Consider the following 20,369-nt stretch of genomic DNA (forward strand, 5'->3'; position numbering starts at 1 on the left):
TTATTTTTTACAAAACAATCAAACTCCCCCCCCATCATACATCTCATCAACCCCCGGCATCAACCCCGGCATCGGAAAAGGTTGCCATCTGGTTGTAGACATTGGCTGCAGCGCGCAGCATGAACATGGACAGGGCGGCACCGGAACCTTCACCCAGCCTCATGCCCAGATGCAGCAGCGGTCTGCGTCCGAGGGCCTCGACAACCCTGGCGTATCCCGGTTCTGCCGAAGCGTGTGAAAGCACGCAATATCCGCCCACGGCGGGACACAGAAGCGATGCCGCAGCATAGGCGGCGGTGGATATGAATCCGTCGATGCAGACCATCTGACGATTACCGGCCCCACTGATAATCAGTCCGGCAAGCGCGGCTATTTCGTATCCCCCAAGGGCAGTCAGAATGGTCAGGGGATCACCTGAAGCGACTGCCGAAGAGTTGGCCTCAAGAGCTGCACGGACCACGCCGGTCTTATGAATCACCCCGGCAGCATCGATGCCTCCGCCCGGGCCGGTAATATCCGCCGGATCAAGATCAAAATAGGCGCAGTAAAGGGCCGTAGAGGGAGTCGTATTCGAAACGCCCATCTCCCCGGTCCCAAGGGTCCTTATCCCCTGAGCATGGGCTTCGTCGGCCAGTTCCATGCCCAGAAAAAGAGCGCGAAGACACTGCTCTTCGGTCATGGCAGGACCTTTGGAAATGTTAGCTGTTCCGCATCCTACCCTGCGCTGGATGAGGTTGGGGTGGTCAGGAAAGGGGCCGCCGACACATCCGGCATCAACAACCATCAGCTCCACCCCGGATGTCCGGGCCAGTACGTTGATCCCGGCTCCACCCGTCAGAAAATTCTCAACCATCTGACGGGTTACTTCCTGCGGGAAATAACTGACGTTCTCTGCATTTACACCATGATCACCGGCGATGGTATAGATACAGGCCGGATCGGCCTCGGGAATCCTGCCACCGGAGGCCATGAACATTTTGGTTGCCAGATCCTCAAGCCTGCCGAGACTGCCGAGCGGCTTGGTCAGGTTGTCCAGATGCGCACGGGCCAGCGGTTCAAGGGCCGGGTCGACCTCCTGCACCTTGGAAACAACCTGCTGAAATCTATCCCTTGTAAAATCATTCATTTCATGACTCCTGAACCGCCTTGCAGCCCGGAATAAGTTGAGAGACTGTGGCCGGCTGTGTTATCATGCCAGCCGTAATGAAAAAGAAAATCTGCCTGATCCACGCCAACTGCCAGGGCGAACCTCTTGAAAAGCTGCTCCATCTGAGCCCAATCTTCACTGAGGAATATGAAACCCGGCATATCACAAACTACCTGCGTGAACCGATCCCGGAAGAACTGATTACCGGGTGCGACCTGTTCCTTTATCAATATCTCGGGGAAAACTGGGAAAATCTCGGTTCGGCCTTCCTGTGCTCCTGCCTGAAGGATTCAGCACAATCGATAGCTTTCCCATCCATGTTCTTCAAAAACTACTGGCCGCTTTGGACCAACACCCCCGGATTAGACTTCCCGGATATTTTTCTTGAATCACTGCTTGAACGGGAACTTACCGAATCCCAGATTCTGCACCTGTACCTGAAAACAAGACTGAGTAAGATCTACGACCTAGATGAACTCTGCGCTGCATCCGAGCAACAGGAAAATAAAAAGGAAAGCTTCACTCCCATCAAATACGTGGAGCTGATCAGATCACAATTCAGGCACAGGCGGCTGTTCAACACCGTAAACCATCCGCGTAAGGAACTCATGGTCCACACCGCCGACAACATTCTGGAAATGCTGGGTATGCCCGCACTCCCGGAACAGGCTGTCGCTGACTTCCCGGAAACCTTCCCGGAATTCGAACTGCCCATACATCCGCAGGTGGCCGAGCACCTTGGACTAGAGTTCGGCGGGTCTGACGAAAAATACCACGTCTACGGCGCGGACCTGACCTTTGAAGAATACGTTGTCCGCTACATCAAATGCCGCAGGAACAACATCACAGACTTCATCGGCTTCCTCTACGCCGCCGCTCGACGTTGAAAAACTTCAAAAATCACCAGATATGAATCATAGTGCCTTTGAGGCCCTACCCGTTCAGGTCGGGGGGCCCCATTACAATCATTTCGGCGAGGGTAAGATCGACCTTGGGCATAGTACGGATCTTGTTGCCGAGCAGTCCCATTTCAAGTCCCACAAGTTCCCTGTACAGCGGAGTACGGTCAATGACCGGGACGTTATCCTTATTCTTGGTAATGTCCTGGCACTTGAAACATCCGGGGAATGAAAGCTGGCGTCCGTTGGGCTGCAGCAGGGTGTTGACCACGCCGTGCATACGGCAGATCATCAGCCTGTGCTTGTATACGCCGCAGAGGCCGTTATCGTTAAGGGGGCACATTATCTTGGGCCGCATGCCGTTCTGCAGCATGGCGGAAGCATTACGCACGTAATCATTGGAACGATCTATGTATTCCTGCCGCTTGGCCTCGGGAAGCTTGTTAAGCCCCTGCCAGAGATAAATCCACTCCACATAGGTGTGGTGCTGGAAATAGCTGGTACAGCAATTGTCTTCACAACCTTCGCAGGACAGCCCTATCTTGGCGGAAGTTTCGGCATAGACTGAAGCCATGCGCTCGTACAGGGCATCAAGCTTGCGGAACACGGCCTGTCGGGTCATTTTTTTCATCATATATCCTTAAACTACTTTTCTTTTGATTTAAGCCACTGATAGACCAGTTCGGCGCATTCTTCCGGCGAACACATGTCCGTGTCCACGGCAAAATCAGCGTATCCTTCGTAGAGCGGCATGCGCTCGGCAAAAAGATCTTCAAGTGTCTGACCAGGCATCCGTGCCAGCCCCCGGCCCTCTCCGCCGCCTACACGCTTGAGGCAGGTCTCCAGTCCCATGCGCAGATAGATCACCGGGCCGAGCCCTTTCAGACGCTCCATGGCCTTGGGACCGTAAACGACGCTGCCTCCGGTAGAGACCACAGTGCGCACCACGCCGAGACTTGAAAGGATATACTCCTCAGCCTTACGAAACTCCGGCACACCCAGCCGGTCCACGGTATCCTGCAGCGGACGGCCATAGTAGGACTCGATAACATCGTCGGTATCGATATATTCCCAGCCGAGCTTACCGGCCAGAAGCGGGGCAAGGGTGGATTTACCGGCTCCGGCCATGCCGATCAGCACGACTGAGCAGTCCTCCGAAAAAATTGAATTCCATTCTTCCATAATAATATCTTTATAAGCTTTTTTGCTTAATCGGCAGCATAGCCGACATAACAGACTAGTCCTGAATCAGTACCACCTGATCAATCTCATCGCGCTCACGGACCAGTACGTTTACATGCTGGTTCTCGAAGGTCTTGACTTCCTTGCCAACGTAGTCGGCGCGGATAGGCAGCTCGCGGTGTCCGCGATCAACCAGCACCAGCAGCTCAACCCTGCGCGGGCGACCGAAATCAAGTACGGCCTCAAGGGCGGCACGCACGGTACGGCCGGAAAAAAGCACATCGTCCACAAGAATCACAGATGCCGACTCAATGGCAAAAGGAATTTCTGTGCAGTTGATGCTCGGCTGGCGGGTCAGGTTGGTCCAGTCGTCGCGGTAAAGGTTGATATCGAGTTTTCCGAGGGGTATCTTCCTTCCCAGACGTGCATCAAGAATCTCTTTCAAGCGCTGGGCAAGGTCTGCACCACGCCTCTGGATACCGATGATGGCCAGATTTTCGTCGTCGCCGCGGCGTTCGGTGATTTCCGAAGCAAGACGATCCAGTGTGCGGGCCATGTCTTTTTCCGAAAGGATTATTTTCTGTTCCTGCATTACAAAACCGCTCCTGAAAGAGGTTGATTCTTATTTTCAAAACTGTTCAAATCACGTCATCGGCTTCCTGCCGGAAAACAGCTATAAGAAATGTAACCGGGCAATGCAAGCAACCCGTCAGATAAGGATTCATTATGGAGAGCAAATTCGAAATAAAAGGTATGACCTGCTCTGCATGTTCAGCACGGCTGGAAAGGGTCGTCGGCAACATGGACGGAGTGGATAAGGCCTCGGTCAATCTGGCTTCAGAGACCATGAGCGTTGTTCACAACCCGGAAATTGTATCTGCAGCGGACATTGTTGCCACTGTCCTGATGGCCGGTTTCGGGGCAGAAGAACGCATTGAAGGAACTGAACTTACCCTGCCCGTATCCGGGATGACCTGCTCGGCCTGTTCTTCCAGACTCGAAAGGGTGCTCAATGCGCGCGAGGGAGTTCTGCTGGCGCAAGTGAGCCTTGCCACTGAAACAGCCTCGGTCAAATTCGACCCTGCCCGCACCTCGCTTCGCGAAATACGCACCCTGATAAGTGACGCAGGGTTTGAATCAGGTGAAGTGCAATCCAGTCAGGATGCCAGAAAAAATTTCGAGGAACGCAAAGCCGAAAATGAAGCAAAGCTGGGCCTGAGGAAATACAGGCTGCTGTATGCCCTGTCCTTCACCGTTCCACTGTTGATCATTACTATGGGGCACATGGTGGGCATGCCTCTTCCCGAATTCATAAACCCGCACAGTTCTCCGCTGGGATTCGCTGCCATCCAGTTGATCCTGACCCTGCCCGTGCTCTGGTTCGGGCGGGACTTTTACCTGCACGGATTTCCAAACCTGCTGCGCGGTGCACCGAACATGGACTCGCTGATTGCAGTGGGAACATCGGCAGCCTTCATCTACTCCCTCTGGAACATGATTGAAATCGCTGCCGGTATTGATCCGCAGCTCAAGGCCATGGACCTGTATTTTGAGTCGGCAGCAACAATCATCGCCCTTATTTCGCTGGGCAAATATCAGGAGGTTCGTGCACGGTCCCGCACCTCCGAAGCAATTGAAAAACTCATGGACCTGACCCCGGCACAGGCCATCCTGCTGCTTGACGGAGAACAGGTTGCCACCCCGCTGCAGGAAATAGGCCCCGGAGACTGCATTCTGGTGCGCCCCGGAGACCGGGTAGCCGCTGACGGCAGGATCTACGACGGACATTCCGCCATAGACGAATCCATGCTTACCGGCGAAAGCATACCCGTATCAAAATCACCCGGAGACGATGTTGCCGGAGGCACGGTCAACACCGGCGGCGGAGCCCTCAAGGTCCGCGTGGTCAATGTGGGCGAAAATACCGTGCTCTCACGCATAATCAGGCTGGTACAGGAAGCGCAGGGGTCCAAGGCCCCCATTTCGAGTCTTGCTGACACGGTGAGCTTCTACTTTGTCCCGGCGGTCATGGCTGTGGGCATTGCCGCGGCACTGGGCTGGTTCTTTTTCAGCAGCGAACCGTTCTCCTTTGCCCTGCGCATCTTCATCAGCGTAATGGTCATCGCCTGCCCCTGCGCCATGGGTCTGGCCACCCCCACAGCCATCATGGTCGGGACAGGCCGCGGCGCACAGCTTGGCGTACTGGTAAAATCAGGGGAAGCCCTTGAAGTTACCGGTAAAATTGACACCATGATCTTCGACAAGACCGGAACGCTGACCTACGGACAACCGGAAGTAACGGATGTTTTCACTGCAACGGGACAGGACCGCAACGAACTTCTGGCTCTTGCAGGATCTGCGGAGCAGCAGTCCGAACACCCGCTCGGTAAAGCAGTGGTACGTGCAGCACAAGAACTGAGGCAGCCCCTGCCGGAGACAAGCTCTTTTCAGGCGGTATCCGGACTGGGCATAAGCACCGTTACCGGAGGAAAGACATTGCAGCTCGGCAACCGCAGATTTCTGGAAGATAACCTCTGCTCCGGGCTGGACGATGAGCAGACAGTTGAAGCCGCGCAGAGGTATGCCGAAGCCGGACAGAGCCCGCTGTATATCGCCGTGAACGGAGCTCTGGCGGGAATTCTGGCTGTTGCCGACCGCATTAAGGACGAAGCCCCTGAAACTGTGCGCAGGCTGCATGAACTGGGGGTCAAGACCGTCATGCTCACCGGTGACAACGAAAAGGTTGCCCGTGCAATTGCCGCAAAGGCCGGAATCGACGACGTGATCGCGCAGGTCATGCCCGAAAGCAAGGCCGCTGAGGTCATCAGGGAAAAGGAAAAGGGCCGCAGGGTCGCCATGGTCGGGGACGGCATCAACGATGCTCCGGCACTTGCATCAGCGGATCTGGGCATTGCAATGGGCACAGGAATTGATGTTGCAATTGAGTCGGGTGACGTAGTATTGATGAAAGGCAACTTGAGCGGGGTGCTTACTGCATTGAGTCTCAGCCGGGCAACAGTGCGCAACATCAAGCAGAACCTTTTCTGGGCTTTCGCTTTCAACGTACTGGGAATCCCTGTTGCAGCCGGCCTGCTCCATGTCTTCGGAGGGCCGACCCTTTCGCCTATGTTCGCAGCTGCAGCCATGTCGCTCAGCTCCGTTACCGTGGTTACGAACGCCCTGAGACTGAAACTTTTTAAACCGGAAGACACAATTTGACAGACCTGACCCTCATCTTCCCGCAATGGCAGGGCTCAATCGACAATGAAGCCCTGTACAGCGGAGCCCATGAGCTGGCCGAAAATATTCCCGGGCTGCCTTCACCAAAAGAGGTGGAGGTAGCCCCTTTTTATACCCTGCCCGAACAGCATCCCATTGCCGGAAAGGATGACATTGTAAAACAATTACACCTCGCGAACACGATCCTTGATGCAGAAAATCCTGATCGTATCCTGTTGCTCGGCGGGGACTGCTCAACTGAAGCGGCCCCGGCAACATGGCTGAACCGCAAACACGGCGGTGACATGGCTCTGGTCTGGCTGGATGCCCATCCGGATCTTAATACCCCGGAGACATCACAGTCCGGACGACTTCAGGGAATGGCACTGGCTGTGCTGCTCGGGCTGGGCGGGGAGGAACTCAACGCCGCCCTAGGCACTTCATTCGACTGCAGGCAGGTCTTCAGCGCAGGACAGCGGGTGTTCGACCCGCCGGAACTGGAATACATGTCCGCCAACAAAATATTCATTTCCGGCCCCGGCGAACTGGAACGAGATCCGAGCTGGCTGGCAAAACAGATTAAAAGTGCCGGTTTCACCCGAGTGTACATTCATCTGGACGTGGACGCGGTTAATCCCATGGGATTCCCACACAGCAAACCGAGCCCACCCGCCGGTCTTCTATTCGGCCATCTTCTTAAAGCCATAGAGGAAATCGACAGGGAAGTTGAAATTTGCGGGCTGGGCATCACCGAGTTTCACCCCGGCAATGCACGCGGAATAGAAAAGGCTGCCGAACTTATCAACAAGACTCTGCGCAACTTTCTTAAGGAATAATCTGAAAAATCTGTCACAGATAGACAGCAAATATGTTTCCATTAAAAAGCTGAGACCAACGCACAGTACGTTCGTCTCAGCTTTGTTTACCCTTGAATTCGGTCTATGTCCGTCAACACTGCTGACTGACTCCTGCCCCTGAATCAGGAAAGCTCCCTGATCATATCCTTGACCAGCTTACCACTTGGGGTTCTGGCCTGCGGATTCATATCCACAAGTCCTTTCCAGGCCCTGATTGCAGCAGCCTTGTCCTTGATGTCGTAGTACAGGACTATGCCCTTGTTGAAACGCGCAGTCTCATGTTCCGGCGAAGCAACAATCGCCTTATCGAAATATTCCACCGCCTTCTCTGGATTCCCGTTGCGGCGGTACATGACTCCCAGGTCGGTGAGTACATGAACCTCGTCAGGATCAATGGCCAGCGACTTTGTGTACGCTTCAATAGCCTTTGCATACTGATCGGCATCAAAATAAAGATTTCCGAGTCTGGCCCAGACCTCAGCGGAATCAGGCTGTGTCTCTGCCATCTTTACGGCCTCGTCGATCTGCCCTGCAGGCGAGGCCGTATTAGCGGCGGTCTGGTGCGGTGCGGACGAATCCTTCAGTGCGGGAAGAAATATCGTTCCCAGATACAACCCTACCGCAAGAGCTACAACAACCGCCACAATGGTGCTGTGTCTGTTTCCGCCGGTCTTCGCTGCTTTCTTTTTTGCGGACTTACTTTTCTTAGCCAAACCCTTTTCTCCTTTCCTTCGTCTTGTGCAGAATATTGCCCTTCACAAAAGTGCAACCCTGTGCACCTTTGCACTACATAAACGCAGGCTGTTTCATTTTAACAATATTTATGCCTATATTTTTTACCATTTCGCAACAAATGAACATTCAACAACTGCAAAATTAAATTTGTCACTCATCCAACAGCAACTGTTGTACCAAAGCAATCCAGAGGACAAATGCATGTTGTTTCCACAGTCAAAACACAATACACAACTCGTTATTTGAATTTTCAGCACAATAATGATGTTTTTTTTGAATAAAAAATAAAATTACATAAAAATCTTGCTCATATCTTCACACTTAGGTACGTACCTGTGACAAATATTTTGTAAGGGGTTCAGTCTGCAGACATATTCAGTCTCAGCCTGAAAATGTGGTGTTTTAAAAAAAGGGAATGATTTATGGAATTTTTGAATTCACTTGATGCAATTGTTGGACAGATCGGAGCCTTTGCATGGGGACCGCCCATGCTGGTACTGCTTGTGGGTACCGGCTTCTGGCTCACCTTCACTCTCCGCGGACTGCAGTTCAGTAAACTTTGGTATGCCCTCTATCTGGCGCTGATCAAAAGAAAGGAAGAGACTGACGAGCCCGGTGACATCACCCACTTTCAGGCACTGATGACCGCCCTTTCCGCAACAGTAGGAACCGGTAACATTGCCGGTGTTGCCACCGCCATCGCCATCGGGGGCCCCGGTGCGATGTTCTGGATGTGGGTTACCGGTCTTGTGGGCATGGCCACCAAATACGCTGAAGCTGTTCTGGCCGTTAAATACCGCGAAGTAGATGCGAACGGCGAAATGAGCGGTGGTCCCATGTATTACATCTCCAAGGGCCTGAAAATGCCCTGGCTGGGAACCATCTTCGCTGTGTGTGCTGCCTTTGCTGCCTTCGGTATCGGCAACATGGTTCAGTCCAACTCCGTGGCTGACGCGGTACACGCCACCTACGGCATTTCCCCAATGATCACCGGCCTGACCCTCATGCTGCTCACTGCTGCTGTTATTCTCGGCGGTATCAAAAAAATCGGCCAGGTAACCGGACTGCTGGTTCCGGTAATGATCGTTTTCTACATGGCCGGAGCCATGTACGTAATCCTCGCGAACATCTCCGGTGTTCCCGCTGCCATTGAGCTGATCGTCTCCCAGGCCTTCAACCCCACCGCCGCTGTAGGCGGATTCGCCGGCTCAACCGTAATGCTGGCTATCAGAATGGGCGTTGCCCGCGGTGTATTCTCCAATGAATCCGGTCTCGGCAGTGCTCCTATCGCGGCTGCAGCAGCTCAGACCAAGAGCCCTGTCACCCAGGCGCTGGTATCCATGACCCAGACCTTCATCGACACTATCATCGTGTGCACCATGACCGGTCTGGTTCTCATTCTTACCAACACATGGTCCTGCGGTGAAACCGGCGCGGAACTGACAACCATCGCCTTCTCTGCAGGGGTTCCCGGCGGGGCTCACATCGTTACCATCGGTCTGATCCTCTTCGCCTACTCCACCATCCTCGGCTGGTGCTACTACGGCGAAAAATCCATGGAATACCTGCTTGGCGTAAAGGCTGTAATGCCCTACCGCATTGTATTCATCCTTTTCGTCGGAGTAGGCGCAATGGCAAAGCTCAGCCTTGTATGGAACATCTCCGACACACTCAACGGACTCATGGCCATCCCCAACCTGATCGGCCTGCTGATGCTCTCACCCGTTGTATCTGCTGAAACCCGCAAATACTTCGCTGAAAACAAAGGCGGTGTGTCCACACAGGCTCAGGAAAACTAAGCCCTGACCTTCGCTTATCAAAAAAAGTCCTGCCATCCGAAAGGAGCGGCAGGACTTTTTTTTGGCAATTTTCAGCAACACAGCAAGGCGGTCCACGACTGGGCAGCCATATCCCAGTAGACCATTCTGAATTCCCGGGAACCGGGAACTATCAGCTCTCCCTCAGACGCACTTCAGGTGGACACATGCGAACAAAAAAAAAGGCTGTCCCCGCAGGAACAGCCCTTTACAGATCTCTGCAAAGCCCAATCTACTTGATCAGACTGCGGCGGCAGAACTCTACTGCCTCAGCACGGACATCCCGTCCTTCCGGCCAGTAAAGGTGCATTCTGGTCAGTCCGAAAATGATGGTCATGACCACGGTGGCGTTCTGCTCAACATCGACAGCCTTGATCTCACCCTTCTCAACGCCGAGACGGATGCATTCTTCCAGCACCAGCTCAAGGTTTTTCATGACCACTGCCATAAGACGTTTTGAAGAATCAAGCAGACCGTAGGTGGACAGCATGATCTTCATGTCGACTTCATTCCTTTCGACGAAAGTGAAATACTCACTCATGATCTCTTCCAGAGAACAGTCATTCACATCGAGCTTCTTACGAATTGCTTCAATATAGTATGAGAATTGTTCTTCGAGAGCATCAAGTATGTGCAAAAGAATATCTTCCTTGCTTTCAAAATGCCTGTAGATAGTCCCTTCTGAGATATTCGCGGTCTTGGCCAGATTGGCAGTAGTGGCTTTGTGGAAACCCACCTCTGAAATCATTTCCTTGGCAGTTGCGAGGATGATATCCTTGGTTTTCATTCTGCGGTCTCCCATAGGCGTTCTGAGCGCCTGTTGTCAGTCTTGTTGATGGAAATATCTTAATCAAAAAAATGAGAATATGTAACACTCTTTTCGAACTGTATTTCCTACCCCATGCAAGCACTAAGGTCAACTCGACTAGTTTGACAAAACCCGATAGAAAACTTATTTTGAATAGACAAATCCTATGAGGAGGAAGAAAAAATGGTTGAACTGACCGAAGCTGCACAGAAACAGCTTGAAAACTATTTTGCAGATAAAGATAGAACCCCTATCCGCATTTACCTGGCTACCGGAGGCTGAGCTGGCCCCAGGCTGGCATTGGCTCTGGATGAGCCAAAAGACTCTGATGAAAACTTTGATGTAGAAGGTTTCACCTTCCTTATTGAAAAAGACCTTAACGACCAGGGCAGTCCTTTCAGGGTTGACCTGAGCTACACAGGCTTCGTGATCGACTCCAAAATCGAGCTCGGTGGCGGACAGTGCGGCTCCTGCTCCGGCAGTTGCGGTTAACCACAGTAAGCTTCTGCAAGGACTCGACTGGCACATTTCAAATAAAATAGGTCAGTTGCACACATAGTCCAAATGGACCTTTAAGGCTGTTCCCGGTGGGAACAGCCTTTTTTCATGCAACGCGAACCAAATAGATTTGCATGTGACAGGACGACGGGTTATCCTTGGCTTCGGGAAAAAGAACCAAAGTGGGGTAGTAACAAGTGAAGGGTCGGGAAAGAATTCAAGGCGTATTTTCTGCAAAAACGCTGTCGTACATAGGAACCGGTACGACCAAAAGGCGTACAGAAAATACAACCTACTGGTATGCCGAAGAGCTCGAAAACGGGGTACTTGAAGTTCAGGCCATAAATGAACAGTACCTTCCTTCCGGTCCGCGCGTGGCAGTTGAGATAGAAGCCTTCCTGAACAAGTACCGACCTGAGCCGGAAATGTTTTCAGAGAAAGTCATTCCGGGGATGCACAAACTTGAACAAAGCATCATCCTCGGAGAAAGACACCGCCGCAACCGGGAGCTGTACAGTGCCGAGCATGAATTTGAAAAGGCCATCAGCCTTGATGAAGTCAACGTGCGGGCCAATTTCGGGCTGGGGCTGACCTATCTTGACCGCGGCGACATCAGCATGGCCGACGACATCTTCAGGCGGCTGGTCTGCATAGAGGCAAGCTATGAACAGCAGCACAAGCACCTGTTCAATGAATTCGGAATATCCCTGCGCAAGCACGGCATGCACGAACAGGCCCTTGAGTATTATCACAAAGCGGAAAAGCTTGTGGAGGAAGATGAGAACCTGTGCCTGAACATCGCACGGGTCCATTATGAAATGGGAAGACTTGACGACTGCATAGCTTATCTCAAGAAGGCCCTGTGCCTCAATGAAAAACTGGAAGAAGCCTGTATTTTTCTTGATTTTCTCCACGGCAAGGGCTTTGTGGAAGCCTGCACAATAGAAAACCTTCTTTCACAAAAGTGCACGACCTGAGCTTACCAACTATTTCCAGCGCTGCTGTATCTTTTCCACTGTTCCGTTACGCAGGAGTTTATTATATGCCCTGCTCCACTTTTCCAGAATCTTCGGGTCCGTCCCCTTTGAAAAGGCCAGATACAGGTCTACCCGCTTGAAGGAAAGAACCGGCTTGATCTTTCCGCGCAAAGTCTTGTCCTCATCCATGTAGCCTCGCATCCCTACATCGGAAGAGACCAGCAGCTCAATCCGTTGACGCAAAAGCTTCCTTAAATTTACGGACTGTGAATCCACTACCTGCAAATTGGTAAATCCTTGCTCCTCAAGAAATTTAGCGCGGACATCCTCCCTGTAGACACCAATCCCGTCAACGTTCCTGGCATCATCAAGACTCTTCACGTCGAACCTGTGCCCGGCAAGACCGTAGAAAGTCCAATTGATGCTCATAAGCGGACCTACCCATTCAAACAGGTTCTCACGCTGCGCAGTACGGGCGGTAGGCATCAGGGCAACTCCCGGCATCTGGGTTAAGAGCTTATATCCTCTAGCCCAAGGCACAACCTCAATCGGGGTATGATCACCGATCTCCTTCTGTATGGCCCTGACGATTTCAATTCCAAAGCCCCCAAGTGAACCATCCGTTAAATAATAAGCTGCAGGAGCCGAGATTTCCGTATAAATACGAAAGTCACCGCCCTGAGCGGCCCCGGAGCCGGGAAACAGCAAAGCAGCTGCCAGTGTTGCACAATAAAGAAATCTGGCAATCATATTAACTACGCATCCATTTCCTTTGCCTGTTCTAAGAACACCACACCACAATTATACCCTACCTGTTAAATCCGCTAAAAACAACTCGGCAGGGTATTTTCAAAAGACAAGAAAAAACCCCGACACCTTACGGTGCCGGGGTTCATGCTCATTCTTAGTGCTGAAAGAGGACTAGCTCTTCCACTCATCCATGAAATCTTCCGGTCCAACGACCTTGTAGCCGCGATCACGGATGGCCTTCACTATGGGTTCGGCATCCTCGGTGGCAACACGCACAACAACCATCCTGCGGTTGTCGTGATGGAAAAGTCCGGTGCTGATGATACTGTACTTCATATTGGAAATGATCCCTGCAACCTCGTACAGAACGCCGGTGCGTTCTTCAACGTCAACCACAATACGGCTTCCGCCCTGCTTGAGGCCCATTTCCTCAACCAGCAGCTCCAGCATCTTGTTGCGGTTGATGTAACCGATGAGTTTTTTGTTCTCGTCAACCACTGCAAGGCCGGACAGATTCATCTCGAACATGAGGTCGGCTGCGGCCTCTATTTCGGTCTCGGGGGGGATTGTGGTGATATTCTTGCGCACAACCTCTCGAACGGAGATCTTGCTCATCAGGTAGCTCAGTTCATGTTTGTCCAGCGAGCTGATCACTGACGGCATGGCGGCCCGGACATCTTCCTTGGTGACATAGCCAACGAGGTTATCATTCTCCTTGACCAGAAGCATCCACAACTGATTGTCTTCCAGAATTTTGTCCGCTTCCTTGACCAGAGTATCCGGGGTAACGGTCACAAAGTCCTTGAGCATCTTCAGTCCCACATACATCTACATGTCCTCCAGAGTCCGGAAATTCCGGTGCTTAAATAATATTTTTATCAGAGAATTCCGCAAAGAAAAATCCGGCAGCTATGCAACGCCGCCGAATCCCGCCTGAAAATCACCCCGAAATGCCTGTTAATAAAACGGCACAGAAATAAAACACACCCTTCACATACTCAAGCTTTTAAACACTTGCAAGATATGAAGCTCCTTCATGCAGTTTCAACTGAAGGGTGTAACAACTGTACCAATGCAATATGATAACTGTTTCCACAACACTACTCCCCTGAAACCTTATGGAATTATACACGGAAGCTCCTTGCCCCTGATAATTTTTTGAGTTAGTCCAGATTCCATGCACGAAATGTCAATAGCGCAAAGTATACTTGCAATCATCGAAGAGGAAATGGGGAAGCGTCCCGGTACGACCCTTAAAAAGGTCACTGTGGGCAACGGAGCACTTGCGGGAATTGTTTCCGACGCACTGGTTTTCGGTTGGGAGGCCGTAACACTGGGCACTCACCTTGAGGGCTCGGAACTGGTGGTCAATGAAATACCCATCAAGGTCTGTTGTGGGGGATGCAAAAATGAATTCGTTCCTGAAGACAAACTGTACATGGCCTGCCCGGAATGCGGTCTGGAAATCGGTCATGAAGTGCTTCAGGGAAAAGAACTGCAAATTGAAAGCATCGAGGTCGAGTAACCACTGTCCGAGAACACATCTCGATGTGTAACTGAATTTTTCCGACAGCATGGACTTTTATGCCTTTAAGGATTGTGAAAAAGGAGATCGAAATGGGCAAAATACCCGTGGTACGCAATATTCTGGAAGCAAATGACAGAATTGCCGCAGAACTTAACCAGTTTTTCAAAGAAAAAAACATCCTGTGCCTCAACCTGATGAGTTCTCCGGGTTCCGGCAAAACCAGCCTGCTGGAAAAAACCCTCGCAGACCTTAAAGGCGAGTTCAAGATGGCCGTAATCGAAGGAGATCTCCAGACGGACAACGATGCCCGCCGTGTTGCCGCAACCGGAGCGCAGGCTGTACAGATCAACACTGAAGGCGGCTGCCATCTCAATTCCAGCCAGGTCAAGGAAGCACTTTCCCTGATCGATCTCGAAGGCCTCGATATCCTCTTCGTGGAAAATGTCGGCAACCTGGTCTGCCCCGCTGAATTCAACGTCGGCGAAGACCACAAGATCACCCTGCTGACCGTTACCGAGGGAGATGACAAACCGGAGAAGTATCCCCTCATGTTCCATATTTCATCTGTAATGATCCTCAACAAGATCGACCTGCTTCCCTACGTTGATTTCGATCTTGAAAAAGCCAAGAACCATGCCCGCAAGCTGAACAAGGACATTGAGTTCTTCCCCCTGTCCTGCCGCACCCGCGAAGGACTGGACCATTGGTACGACTGGCTGCGCAAGGCCCGCGCCGAAAAAGCCTAGCCGGATAGAACATTGTGCATTCACGGCCTCCGGCGGCTCTCCGAGGGCCCTGCCGGAGGCCTTTTTTTATCACGCCATCATCCCCCCTTTCAAGATGACAAAGATCGGAGACAGATAGAAGTCTCCCAGAATTCAACCAGGAATGCCGGAGGCAGCAATATATGAAATTTCCCAGCAATCTTCCGTGTTCAGCAGTACTCGACTCCCTCGCCGACGGTGTCTTTACGGTTGACCTGGACTGGAACATCACCTTCTTCAATGAAGCAGCAGCCCGCATTACCGGCGTACCCGCTGAAGAAGCAGTGGGATCCAAATGCTGGGACGTATTCCATTCAAGCCTTTGTGACGGCGAGTGTGCCCTCAAAAACTGCATGCAGGACTGCGGGCGCATCAGCAACAAATCCATCTTCTTCATTCATGCCGATGGGCGGAAGGTTCCGGTTTCCATCAGCGCTTCCCCTCTGGTAGATGCCGACGGCAAACTGCTTGGCGGCGTGGAAAGTTTCAGGGATCTGACCGATATTCAGATCATCCGCCGCGAGGTAGAGGAGTCATGGCGCTTTGAGGACATCATAGGCAAGAGTGCACCGCTGACGAAAGTTTTTTCCATCATGCCGCAGGTAAGCAGAAGCGAAGCCACAGTGCTGCTGCTTGGGGAATCCGGGACCGGAAAGGAACTGTTTGCGCGGGCCATCCACAACCTCAGTGAACGCAAGGATCGCCCCTTCGTGGCAGTAAACTGCGGAGCCCTGCCCGACAACCTGCTTGAGTCGGAACTGTTCGGCTACAAGGAAGGTGCCTTCACCGATGCCCGCAAGGACAAGCCCGGACGCTTTGAACTGGCTGCAGGCGGCACAATCTTTCTGGATGAAATCGGAGACATGCCCGCGAACCTTCAGGTAAAGCTCCTGCGGGTACTGCAGGAAAAGACCTTTGAGCCGCTGGGTGCGGTCGCCAGCATCAAGGCCGACGTAAGGGTCGTGGCCGCCACGAACAGGAATCTTGCCGAACTGGTGGAACAGGGTTCATTCCGGCAGGATCTTTACTACCGATTGAACGTGGTCACTCTGACCCTGCCCCCCCTCAAAGACCGGGTGGAGGACATCCCACTGCTGATCAACCATTTCGTGAGCAGGTTCAACGCCCTGCAGGGTAAGGACATTGACGGGCTGTCAGAAGACGCCCTGCAGATTCTTATGCGCCATCCCTTCCCGGGAAACGTTCGCGAACTTGAAAACATCCTTGAATTCTCCTTTATTCTCTGCCCGTCAGGCTTCATTCAGGTCGAGCATCTGCCTGAATACCTGCAACCCCTTGACCGGCCCCGAAGCGCATCCGAAGATGTTCCCCGCACCATGGAAGAGGTCAAGTGCATCACCGCACGCAAGGCACTTGAACGCAATAACGGTAAAACCATGGCTGCCTGCCGTGAGCTGAACATCTCCAAGGACACCCTGCGCCGTATCATTTCCCGCTGCGGCAAATAAGGCTCACAATTAGCCCGCCCATTCCTTTTTGGGACTTTTTTAAGCCCACATATCATCATACCTGCCACACTTCTTCCAATCAACATATTGTAATAAATTAACATTTATTAACAGGCACGTCCTATGCTTTTATGCTGTCCATGAGAGGACACGAAGAAAGCAAACATAACTCAAAGCTGCTTTGTTTGGCCTGTTACGAAGACAGGCTGGCCTCGGTTTTTGACAATGCACCGGAGCTCAAACTGTTCCGGGTGATAGACAATGAAATTTGCCCCGCAGGTTACCTATCCCTTCCCTCAAAAGACCCAAAGGACAGGACATCCGCCATTAAGACCTGCGGGGCAACGTTTTTAATATGCGGCGCCATATGCGGCTGTACAGTAAACGATCTGGAACAGGCTGGCGTCAGGGTCATTCCCTGGATACGGGGAATGGTTGATGAAATTCTTGAAGCGTTCAAACGGAACCGCCTTGAAGACTATATCATGCCCGGCTGCGGCGGCAGAGTCGGCCATCCGGGCAGATGCAGGCAGGCGGGCCGAGGCTTCAGAAACAATCGGTCAGGAACGGGAGCAGGCCCGCGGGCCGCAATGTCCCTGAGTCCGGGACCAAGGAGAGACTGATATGAAAATCGCGATCAGCTGTCAGGGCAATGATCTGAATTGTGAAGTAGATCCCCGCTTCGGCCGGGCCAAAGGGTTCCTCATCTGCGATACCGAAACAGATGAGTTCCAGTTTGTGGACAATAACCAGAATCTCAATGCAGCTCAGGGTGCTGGCATCCAGTCCGCCCAGAATGTGGCAGCAACCGGCGCAAAGGCCATCATCACCGGCCACGTAGGCCCCAAGGCCTTCACTGCTCTTGAAAAAGGCAGAATCGCTGTGCACCTGGTCAGCGGAGGCACAGTTGCCGATGCGCTGGCCGCTTTCCGCGCAGGCAAACTTGAAACCGCCAGCGAGGCGGACAAACCGGGCCACTGGTAGGAATTTTCGCTTCAGTTCAGTCATGCCTTTTTCTCCTCTCCCGTGTGTGCAGGCATGACTGAACAATCACGAGTGTGCTTCAGGCATTGACAAGACCAGCTCAGGTCTTAGATTACCCTGAACGTTTCAGCAGGGCGAGTTCATGCGGGCCCGCCCGAAAGCTGCCATAAAATGAAACCCCCTCACGTCTTGAGGGGCAGGAGATTTATAGATGAGTGATCATGCTTGCGGAAGCTGCTCTGCTTCCGGTTCCGGATGCTCCTCTCAGGGTTGCAGCCCTGAAGAGATGAAACTGAAAAAGGCCCTCTCCAGAATCAAGCACAAGATTGTGGTTATCTCCGGCAAAGGCGGTGTAGGTAAAAGCACCGTTGCAACAAACATTGCCGTGGCCCTCTCTCTGGCCGGAAAACAGGTCGGTCTGCTTGATGTTGACGTACACGGCCCCAGCATCCCCCGCCTTCTGAGCCTTGAAAACGAAAGACCCCATATCGGTCACGAAATCATCGAACCTATCTCCTGGTCCAGCAACCTCTGGGTCATGTCCCTCGGATTCATGCTGCCCAGCAAGGATGACCCGGTCATCTGGCGCGGTCCGGTAAAAATCGGCATGATCAAGCAGTTCGTGCAGGACGTTGCATGGAACGATCTCGACTTCCTCGTAGTCGACTGCCCCCCCGGAACCGGTGACGAACCTCTTTCCGCTTTGCAGACTCTCGGCAAGGATGCCCATGCAGTAATCGTAACCACCCCGCAGGGTGTTGCCGTAGACGACGTGCGCCGTTCCGTTAACTTCTGCAAGCAGGTCGGCAACCCGGTACTCGGCATTGTCGAGAACATGAGCGGATTCGTCTGCCCCGACTGCGGAAATGTACACAATATTTTCAATACCGGCGGCGGAGAAGAACTGGCAAAGGAAACCGGCGTGAAGTTTCTCGGACGCATTCCGCTCGATCCCGAAGTCGGACGTTCCGGCGACGAAGGTTACCCGATCATCCGTGTTCAGCACGACAGCCCCACCGGAAAGGCACTTAATACCATCATCAAGCCCATGCTGAACCTGACCGAGACCCTTCAGGAAAACAACGATATGCCCAAGGTGGAAGAGCTCTCCACCAAAAACGGCATGGTCAGAATCGCGGTACCCGTGGCAGCAGGCAAGCTCTGCATGCATTTCGGACATTGCGAACAGTTCGCACTTGTGGACGTTGACGTTGCATCAAAGGGAATCGTCTCCATCAACATGGAAACCCCTCCGCCCCATGAACCCGGCGTGCTGCCCAAATGGATTGCCGATCAGGGAGTACAGCTCGTTCTGGCCGGAGGCATGGGCTCCCGTGCCCAGTCCCTCTTCACCGATGCAGGAGTCAAGGTGATCGTCGGCTCTCCCGCAGAAGCTCCTGAAAACGTGGTTGCCAGCTATCTGGCAGGCTCTCTGCAGACCGGGTCCAACACCTGTGACCACTAATACTGCCTTTATGTAAACCTACCTTTACATAGCCTCGATACACAAAAGCGCCCGCCGGGTTAACCCCGCGGGCGCTTTTGCTTCCAATTCATATCAATCAGCCTGACAAAGGGTCAGTCAACAGGGATTATATCCTTCACCACACTATGACCGTCCCGGATGGTGGAAATAATCACATCCTTGTCCGGGTCTCCGTTATTGTTGTAGTCGAATGTTCCGGTCACCCCTTTGAAAGGCGGCATATCGACAAGTCCGGTATGGATTCTGCCCGGCTCTATGGACCCGGCCTCCTCGACTGCGGCAAAGAGGCTCATCATGGCGTCATAGGTCAGTGCGGCCATTTCTGTCGGCTCCCCCCCGGTCTGCTTCCTGTAATCCCGTTCAAATTCAGCTTCCCCTTCAATCGGCAGACCTGGAATCCAGTGATCCGCATAGTAGCTGTTCACAAAAAGACTGTTGCGTTCAAGGTCCACGGGGTCCCACAGGTCTCCGCCAAGAAGCGTGCCCTTGAAACCCATTTTGCGGGCCTGAGCGACCTGCAGCTGAATTTTTTTGGTGTCATTGGGCAGAAAAAGTATCTTTGCACCGGAATCGATTATGGCCTGAAGCTGACGGTAATACTCACGGTCTCCGGCGCTGTACTTCTCATATGCGGAAATGCTTCCGCCCTTGCGCTCGTAGGCCTTCTTGAAATAGCGCGCAAGCTCCGCACTGTAGGGACTCCCCGCGGCGTACAGAATACCGACCGGCTCGCTCCCGAGGTGTTTTACAGCAAACTTGGCCAGAGCCTTGCCCTGTACCTTGTTGATGTATGAGACTCTGAAGGAATACTTGAGGGAAGTAAGTTTCCCGGTCCCGGCCACCGGGGTAATAAATGGAACCCTGTGCGCTTCGCAGACCTGTGCGACCGCAAGGGCAACTTCGCTGCTGGTTCCGCCGACGATGGCTGACACACCGTCCTTTTCAATGAGTCTGGCAGCAACTTTTGAGGCTGTGTCCGCAGTACCGCCGCTGTCCGCAGGATACAACTTGACTTGATAACTATCGCCCCTGACATCAACTCCGCCGGCGGCATTGACTTTGTCCGCTGCATAGCGTGCCGCTGTGATGACGTATGCCCCCTTACGGAAAAGCTCACCACTGGTGACAGCGACAACGCCGACCTTGAATTCGGGCTTCACCGATGATTTTTCACCGGAACAACCACCGGCCCACAAGACAATAACTGTCAGGAGCAGCACTGCTTTTTTTCTGAATGGTGTCATGGAGC

General features: G+C 52.7%; 21 protein-coding genes and 1 pseudogene. 13 read left to right on the forward strand and 9 right to left on the reverse strand.

What is annotated here, in order from left to right; all coding sequences use genetic code 11:
- Positions 1-46 precede the first annotated feature (46 nt).
- Complete coding sequence (gene cobT / locus N7E73_RS05400) at positions 47-1,126, reverse strand: nicotinate-nucleotide--dimethylbenzimidazole phosphoribosyltransferase (protein WP_432738009.1); 1,080 nt, start codon at positions 1,124-1,126, stop codon at positions 47-49.
- 77 nt (positions 1,127-1,203) lie between these two features.
- Between cobT and N7E73_RS05405 the strand changes: the two genes are divergently transcribed.
- Positions 1,204-2,034 (forward strand): WcbI family polysaccharide biosynthesis putative acetyltransferase, encoded by an 831-nt coding sequence (locus N7E73_RS05405; protein WP_432738010.1) that lies wholly within the window; start codon positions 1,204-1,206, stop codon positions 2,032-2,034.
- Positions 2,035-2,080: 46 nt separating this feature from the next.
- On the opposite strand, the gene N7E73_RS05410 is transcribed toward N7E73_RS05405, so the two are convergent.
- The 3 genes from N7E73_RS05410 to pyrR are packed head-to-tail and all read right to left on the reverse strand — an operon-like array spanning position 2,081 to position 3,820.
- Positions 2,081-2,677 (reverse strand): hypothetical protein, encoded by a 597-nt coding sequence (locus N7E73_RS05410; RefSeq protein WP_432738011.1) that lies wholly within the window; start codon positions 2,675-2,677, stop codon positions 2,081-2,083.
- 14 nt (positions 2,678-2,691) lie between these two features.
- Complete coding sequence (gene thrB, locus N7E73_RS05415) at positions 2,692-3,228, reverse strand: homoserine kinase (RefSeq protein WP_432738012.1); 537 nt, start codon at positions 3,226-3,228, stop codon at positions 2,692-2,694.
- A 55-nt stretch (positions 3,229-3,283) separates the two neighbouring features.
- Positions 3,284-3,820 carry a bifunctional pyr operon transcriptional regulator/uracil phosphoribosyltransferase PyrR gene (gene pyrR / locus N7E73_RS05420; protein WP_432738014.1) on the reverse strand — a complete coding sequence of 179 codons (537 nt, stop codon included), beginning with the start codon at positions 3,818-3,820 and terminating at the stop codon, positions 3,284-3,286.
- Positions 3,821-3,954: 134 nt separating this feature from the next.
- Between pyrR and N7E73_RS05425 the strand changes: the two genes are divergently transcribed.
- Complete coding sequence (locus N7E73_RS05425; RefSeq protein WP_432738015.1) at positions 3,955-6,447, forward strand: heavy metal translocating P-type ATPase; 2,493 nt, start codon at positions 3,955-3,957, stop codon at positions 6,445-6,447.
- Positions 6,444-7,283, forward strand: coding sequence for an arginase family protein (locus N7E73_RS05430; RefSeq protein ID WP_432738016.1), 840 nt, complete (start codon positions 6,444-6,446; stop codon positions 7,281-7,283). Before N7E73_RS05425 ends, N7E73_RS05430 begins: the two co-directional genes overlap by 4 nt.
- 143 nt (positions 7,284-7,426) lie before the next feature.
- On the opposite strand, the gene N7E73_RS05435 is transcribed toward N7E73_RS05430, so the two are convergent.
- Complete coding sequence (locus tag N7E73_RS05435) at positions 7,427-8,017, reverse strand: tetratricopeptide repeat protein (RefSeq protein ID WP_432738017.1); 591 nt, start codon at positions 8,015-8,017, stop codon at positions 7,427-7,429.
- A gap of 444 nt (positions 8,018-8,461) precedes the next feature.
- Between N7E73_RS05435 and N7E73_RS05440 the strand changes: the two genes are divergently transcribed.
- Positions 8,462-9,838 carry an alanine/glycine:cation symporter family protein gene (locus N7E73_RS05440; RefSeq protein ID WP_432738018.1) on the forward strand — a complete coding sequence of 459 codons (1,377 nt, stop codon included), beginning with the start codon at positions 8,462-8,464 and terminating at the stop codon, positions 9,836-9,838.
- A 250-nt stretch (positions 9,839-10,088) separates the two neighbouring features.
- Here the strand turns inward: N7E73_RS05440 and N7E73_RS05445 are convergent, their stop codons facing one another.
- A complete protein-coding gene (locus tag N7E73_RS05445) occupies positions 10,089-10,643 on the reverse strand; it encodes a TetR/AcrR family transcriptional regulator (protein ID WP_432738019.1) in 555 nt (184 codons plus the stop codon).
- A 204-nt stretch (positions 10,644-10,847) separates the two neighbouring features.
- Here N7E73_RS05445 and N7E73_RS05450 point away from each other — a divergent pair, with 204 nt between their 5' ends.
- Both N7E73_RS05450 and N7E73_RS05455 read left to right on the forward strand, forming a co-directional pair.
- On the forward strand, positions 10,848-11,156 hold the full coding sequence (locus tag N7E73_RS05450; protein WP_432738020.1) for an IscA/HesB family protein: 309 nt from the start codon (positions 10,848-10,850) through the stop codon (positions 11,154-11,156).
- Between the two features lie 203 nt (positions 11,157-11,359).
- Positions 11,360-12,139, forward strand: a complete 780-nt coding sequence (locus N7E73_RS05455) for a tetratricopeptide repeat protein (RefSeq protein ID WP_432738021.1) — start codon at positions 11,360-11,362, stop codon at positions 12,137-12,139.
- A 9-nt stretch (positions 12,140-12,148) separates the two neighbouring features.
- Here N7E73_RS05455 and N7E73_RS05460 read toward each other — a convergent pair whose 3' ends face one another.
- Together N7E73_RS05460 and N7E73_RS05465 are read right to left on the reverse strand one after the other, a co-directional pair.
- Positions 12,149-12,889, reverse strand: a complete 741-nt coding sequence (locus N7E73_RS05460; protein ID WP_432738022.1) for a substrate-binding periplasmic protein — start codon at positions 12,887-12,889, stop codon at positions 12,149-12,151.
- Between the two features lie 171 nt (positions 12,890-13,060).
- A complete protein-coding gene (locus N7E73_RS05465) occupies positions 13,061-13,717 on the reverse strand; it encodes a CBS domain-containing protein (protein WP_432738023.1) in 657 nt (218 codons plus the stop codon).
- Positions 13,718-14,066: 349 nt separating this feature from the next.
- Here N7E73_RS05465 and N7E73_RS05470 point away from each other — a divergent pair, with 349 nt between their 5' ends.
- From N7E73_RS05470 to N7E73_RS05500, 7 genes and pseudogenes are all read left to right on the forward strand, one after another.
- Positions 14,067-14,414 (forward strand): hydrogenase maturation nickel metallochaperone HypA, encoded by a 348-nt coding sequence (locus N7E73_RS05470; RefSeq protein WP_432738024.1) that lies wholly within the window; start codon positions 14,067-14,069, stop codon positions 14,412-14,414.
- 92 nt (positions 14,415-14,506) lie between these two features.
- The gene (gene hypB, locus N7E73_RS05475) at positions 14,507-15,163 is read left to right on the forward strand and encodes a hydrogenase nickel incorporation protein HypB (RefSeq protein WP_432738025.1); all 657 of its coding nucleotides are present in this window, start codon (positions 14,507-14,509) and stop codon (positions 15,161-15,163) included.
- A gap of 161 nt (positions 15,164-15,324) precedes the next feature.
- Positions 15,325-16,650, forward strand: coding sequence for a sigma-54 interaction domain-containing protein (locus tag N7E73_RS05480; RefSeq protein WP_432738026.1), 1,326 nt, complete (start codon positions 15,325-15,327; stop codon positions 16,648-16,650).
- A 140-nt stretch (positions 16,651-16,790) separates the two neighbouring features.
- Positions 16,791-17,051: pseudogene (locus tag N7E73_RS05485) on the forward strand (NifB/NifX family molybdenum-iron cluster-binding protein); the annotation flags it as partial.
- 37 nt (positions 17,052-17,088) lie between these two features.
- Positions 17,089-17,250, forward strand: a complete 162-nt coding sequence (locus N7E73_RS05490; RefSeq protein ID WP_432738894.1) for a hypothetical protein — start codon at positions 17,089-17,091, stop codon at positions 17,248-17,250.
- Positions 17,251-17,274: 24 nt separating this feature from the next.
- Complete coding sequence (locus N7E73_RS05495) at positions 17,275-17,634, forward strand: NifB/NifX family molybdenum-iron cluster-binding protein (RefSeq protein WP_432738027.1); 360 nt, start codon at positions 17,275-17,277, stop codon at positions 17,632-17,634.
- A 211-nt stretch (positions 17,635-17,845) separates the two neighbouring features.
- Positions 17,846-19,099 (forward strand): iron-sulfur cluster carrier protein MrpORP, encoded by a 1,254-nt coding sequence (locus tag N7E73_RS05500; RefSeq protein ID WP_432738028.1) that lies wholly within the window; start codon positions 17,846-17,848, stop codon positions 19,097-19,099.
- A gap of 113 nt (positions 19,100-19,212) precedes the next feature.
- Here N7E73_RS05500 and N7E73_RS05505 read toward each other — a convergent pair whose 3' ends face one another.
- Positions 19,213-20,364 (reverse strand): ABC transporter substrate-binding protein, encoded by a 1,152-nt coding sequence (locus N7E73_RS05505; RefSeq protein ID WP_432738030.1) that lies wholly within the window; start codon positions 20,362-20,364, stop codon positions 19,213-19,215.
- Between the last annotated feature and the right edge of the window lie 5 nt (positions 20,365-20,369).

Source organism: Maridesulfovibrio sp. FT414, from assembly GCF_050916235.1.
Lineage (GTDB): Bacteria > Desulfobacterota > Desulfovibrionia > Desulfovibrionales > Desulfovibrionaceae > Maridesulfovibrio.

Coding starts and splice junctions, on each gene's coding strand:
- cobT (WP_432738009.1), bottom strand. CDS start 1,126: ATGAATGATTTTACAAGGGATAGATTTCAGCAGGTTGTTTCCAAGGTG.
- N7E73_RS05405 (WP_432738010.1), top strand. CDS start 1,204: ATGAAAAAGAAAATCTGCCTGATCCACGCCAACTGCCAGGGCGAACCT.
- N7E73_RS05410 (WP_432738011.1), bottom strand. CDS start 2,677: ATGAAAAAAATGACCCGACAGGCCGTGTTCCGCAAGCTTGATGCCCTG.
- thrB (WP_432738012.1), bottom strand. CDS start 3,228: ATGGAAGAATGGAATTCAATTTTTTCGGAGGACTGCTCAGTCGTGCTG.
- pyrR (WP_432738014.1), bottom strand. CDS start 3,820: ATGCAGGAACAGAAAATAATCCTTTCGGAAAAAGACATGGCCCGCACA.
- N7E73_RS05425 (WP_432738015.1), top strand. CDS start 3,955: ATGGAGAGCAAATTCGAAATAAAAGGTATGACCTGCTCTGCATGTTCA.
- N7E73_RS05440 (WP_432738018.1), top strand. CDS start 8,462: ATGGAATTTTTGAATTCACTTGATGCAATTGTTGGACAGATCGGAGCC.
- N7E73_RS05445 (WP_432738019.1), bottom strand. CDS start 10,643: ATGAAAACCAAGGATATCATCCTCGCAACTGCCAAGGAAATGATTTCA.
- N7E73_RS05460 (WP_432738022.1), bottom strand. CDS start 12,889: ATGATTGCCAGATTTCTTTATTGTGCAACACTGGCAGCTGCTTTGCTG.
- N7E73_RS05465 (WP_432738023.1), bottom strand. CDS start 13,717: ATGTATGTGGGACTGAAGATGCTCAAGGACTTTGTGACCGTTACCCCG.
- N7E73_RS05470 (WP_432738024.1), top strand. CDS start 14,067: ATGCACGAAATGTCAATAGCGCAAAGTATACTTGCAATCATCGAAGAG.
- hypB (WP_432738025.1), top strand. CDS start 14,507: ATGGGCAAAATACCCGTGGTACGCAATATTCTGGAAGCAAATGACAGA.
- N7E73_RS05480 (WP_432738026.1), top strand. CDS start 15,325: ATGAAATTTCCCAGCAATCTTCCGTGTTCAGCAGTACTCGACTCCCTC.
- N7E73_RS05490 (WP_432738894.1), top strand. CDS start 17,089: ATGAAATTCTTGAAGCGTTCAAACGGAACCGCCTTGAAGACTATATCA.
- N7E73_RS05495 (WP_432738027.1), top strand. CDS start 17,275: ATGAAAATCGCGATCAGCTGTCAGGGCAATGATCTGAATTGTGAAGTA.
- N7E73_RS05500 (WP_432738028.1), top strand. CDS start 17,846: ATGAGTGATCATGCTTGCGGAAGCTGCTCTGCTTCCGGTTCCGGATGC.
- N7E73_RS05505 (WP_432738030.1), bottom strand. CDS start 20,364: ATGACACCATTCAGAAAAAAAGCAGTGCTGCTCCTGACAGTTATTGTC.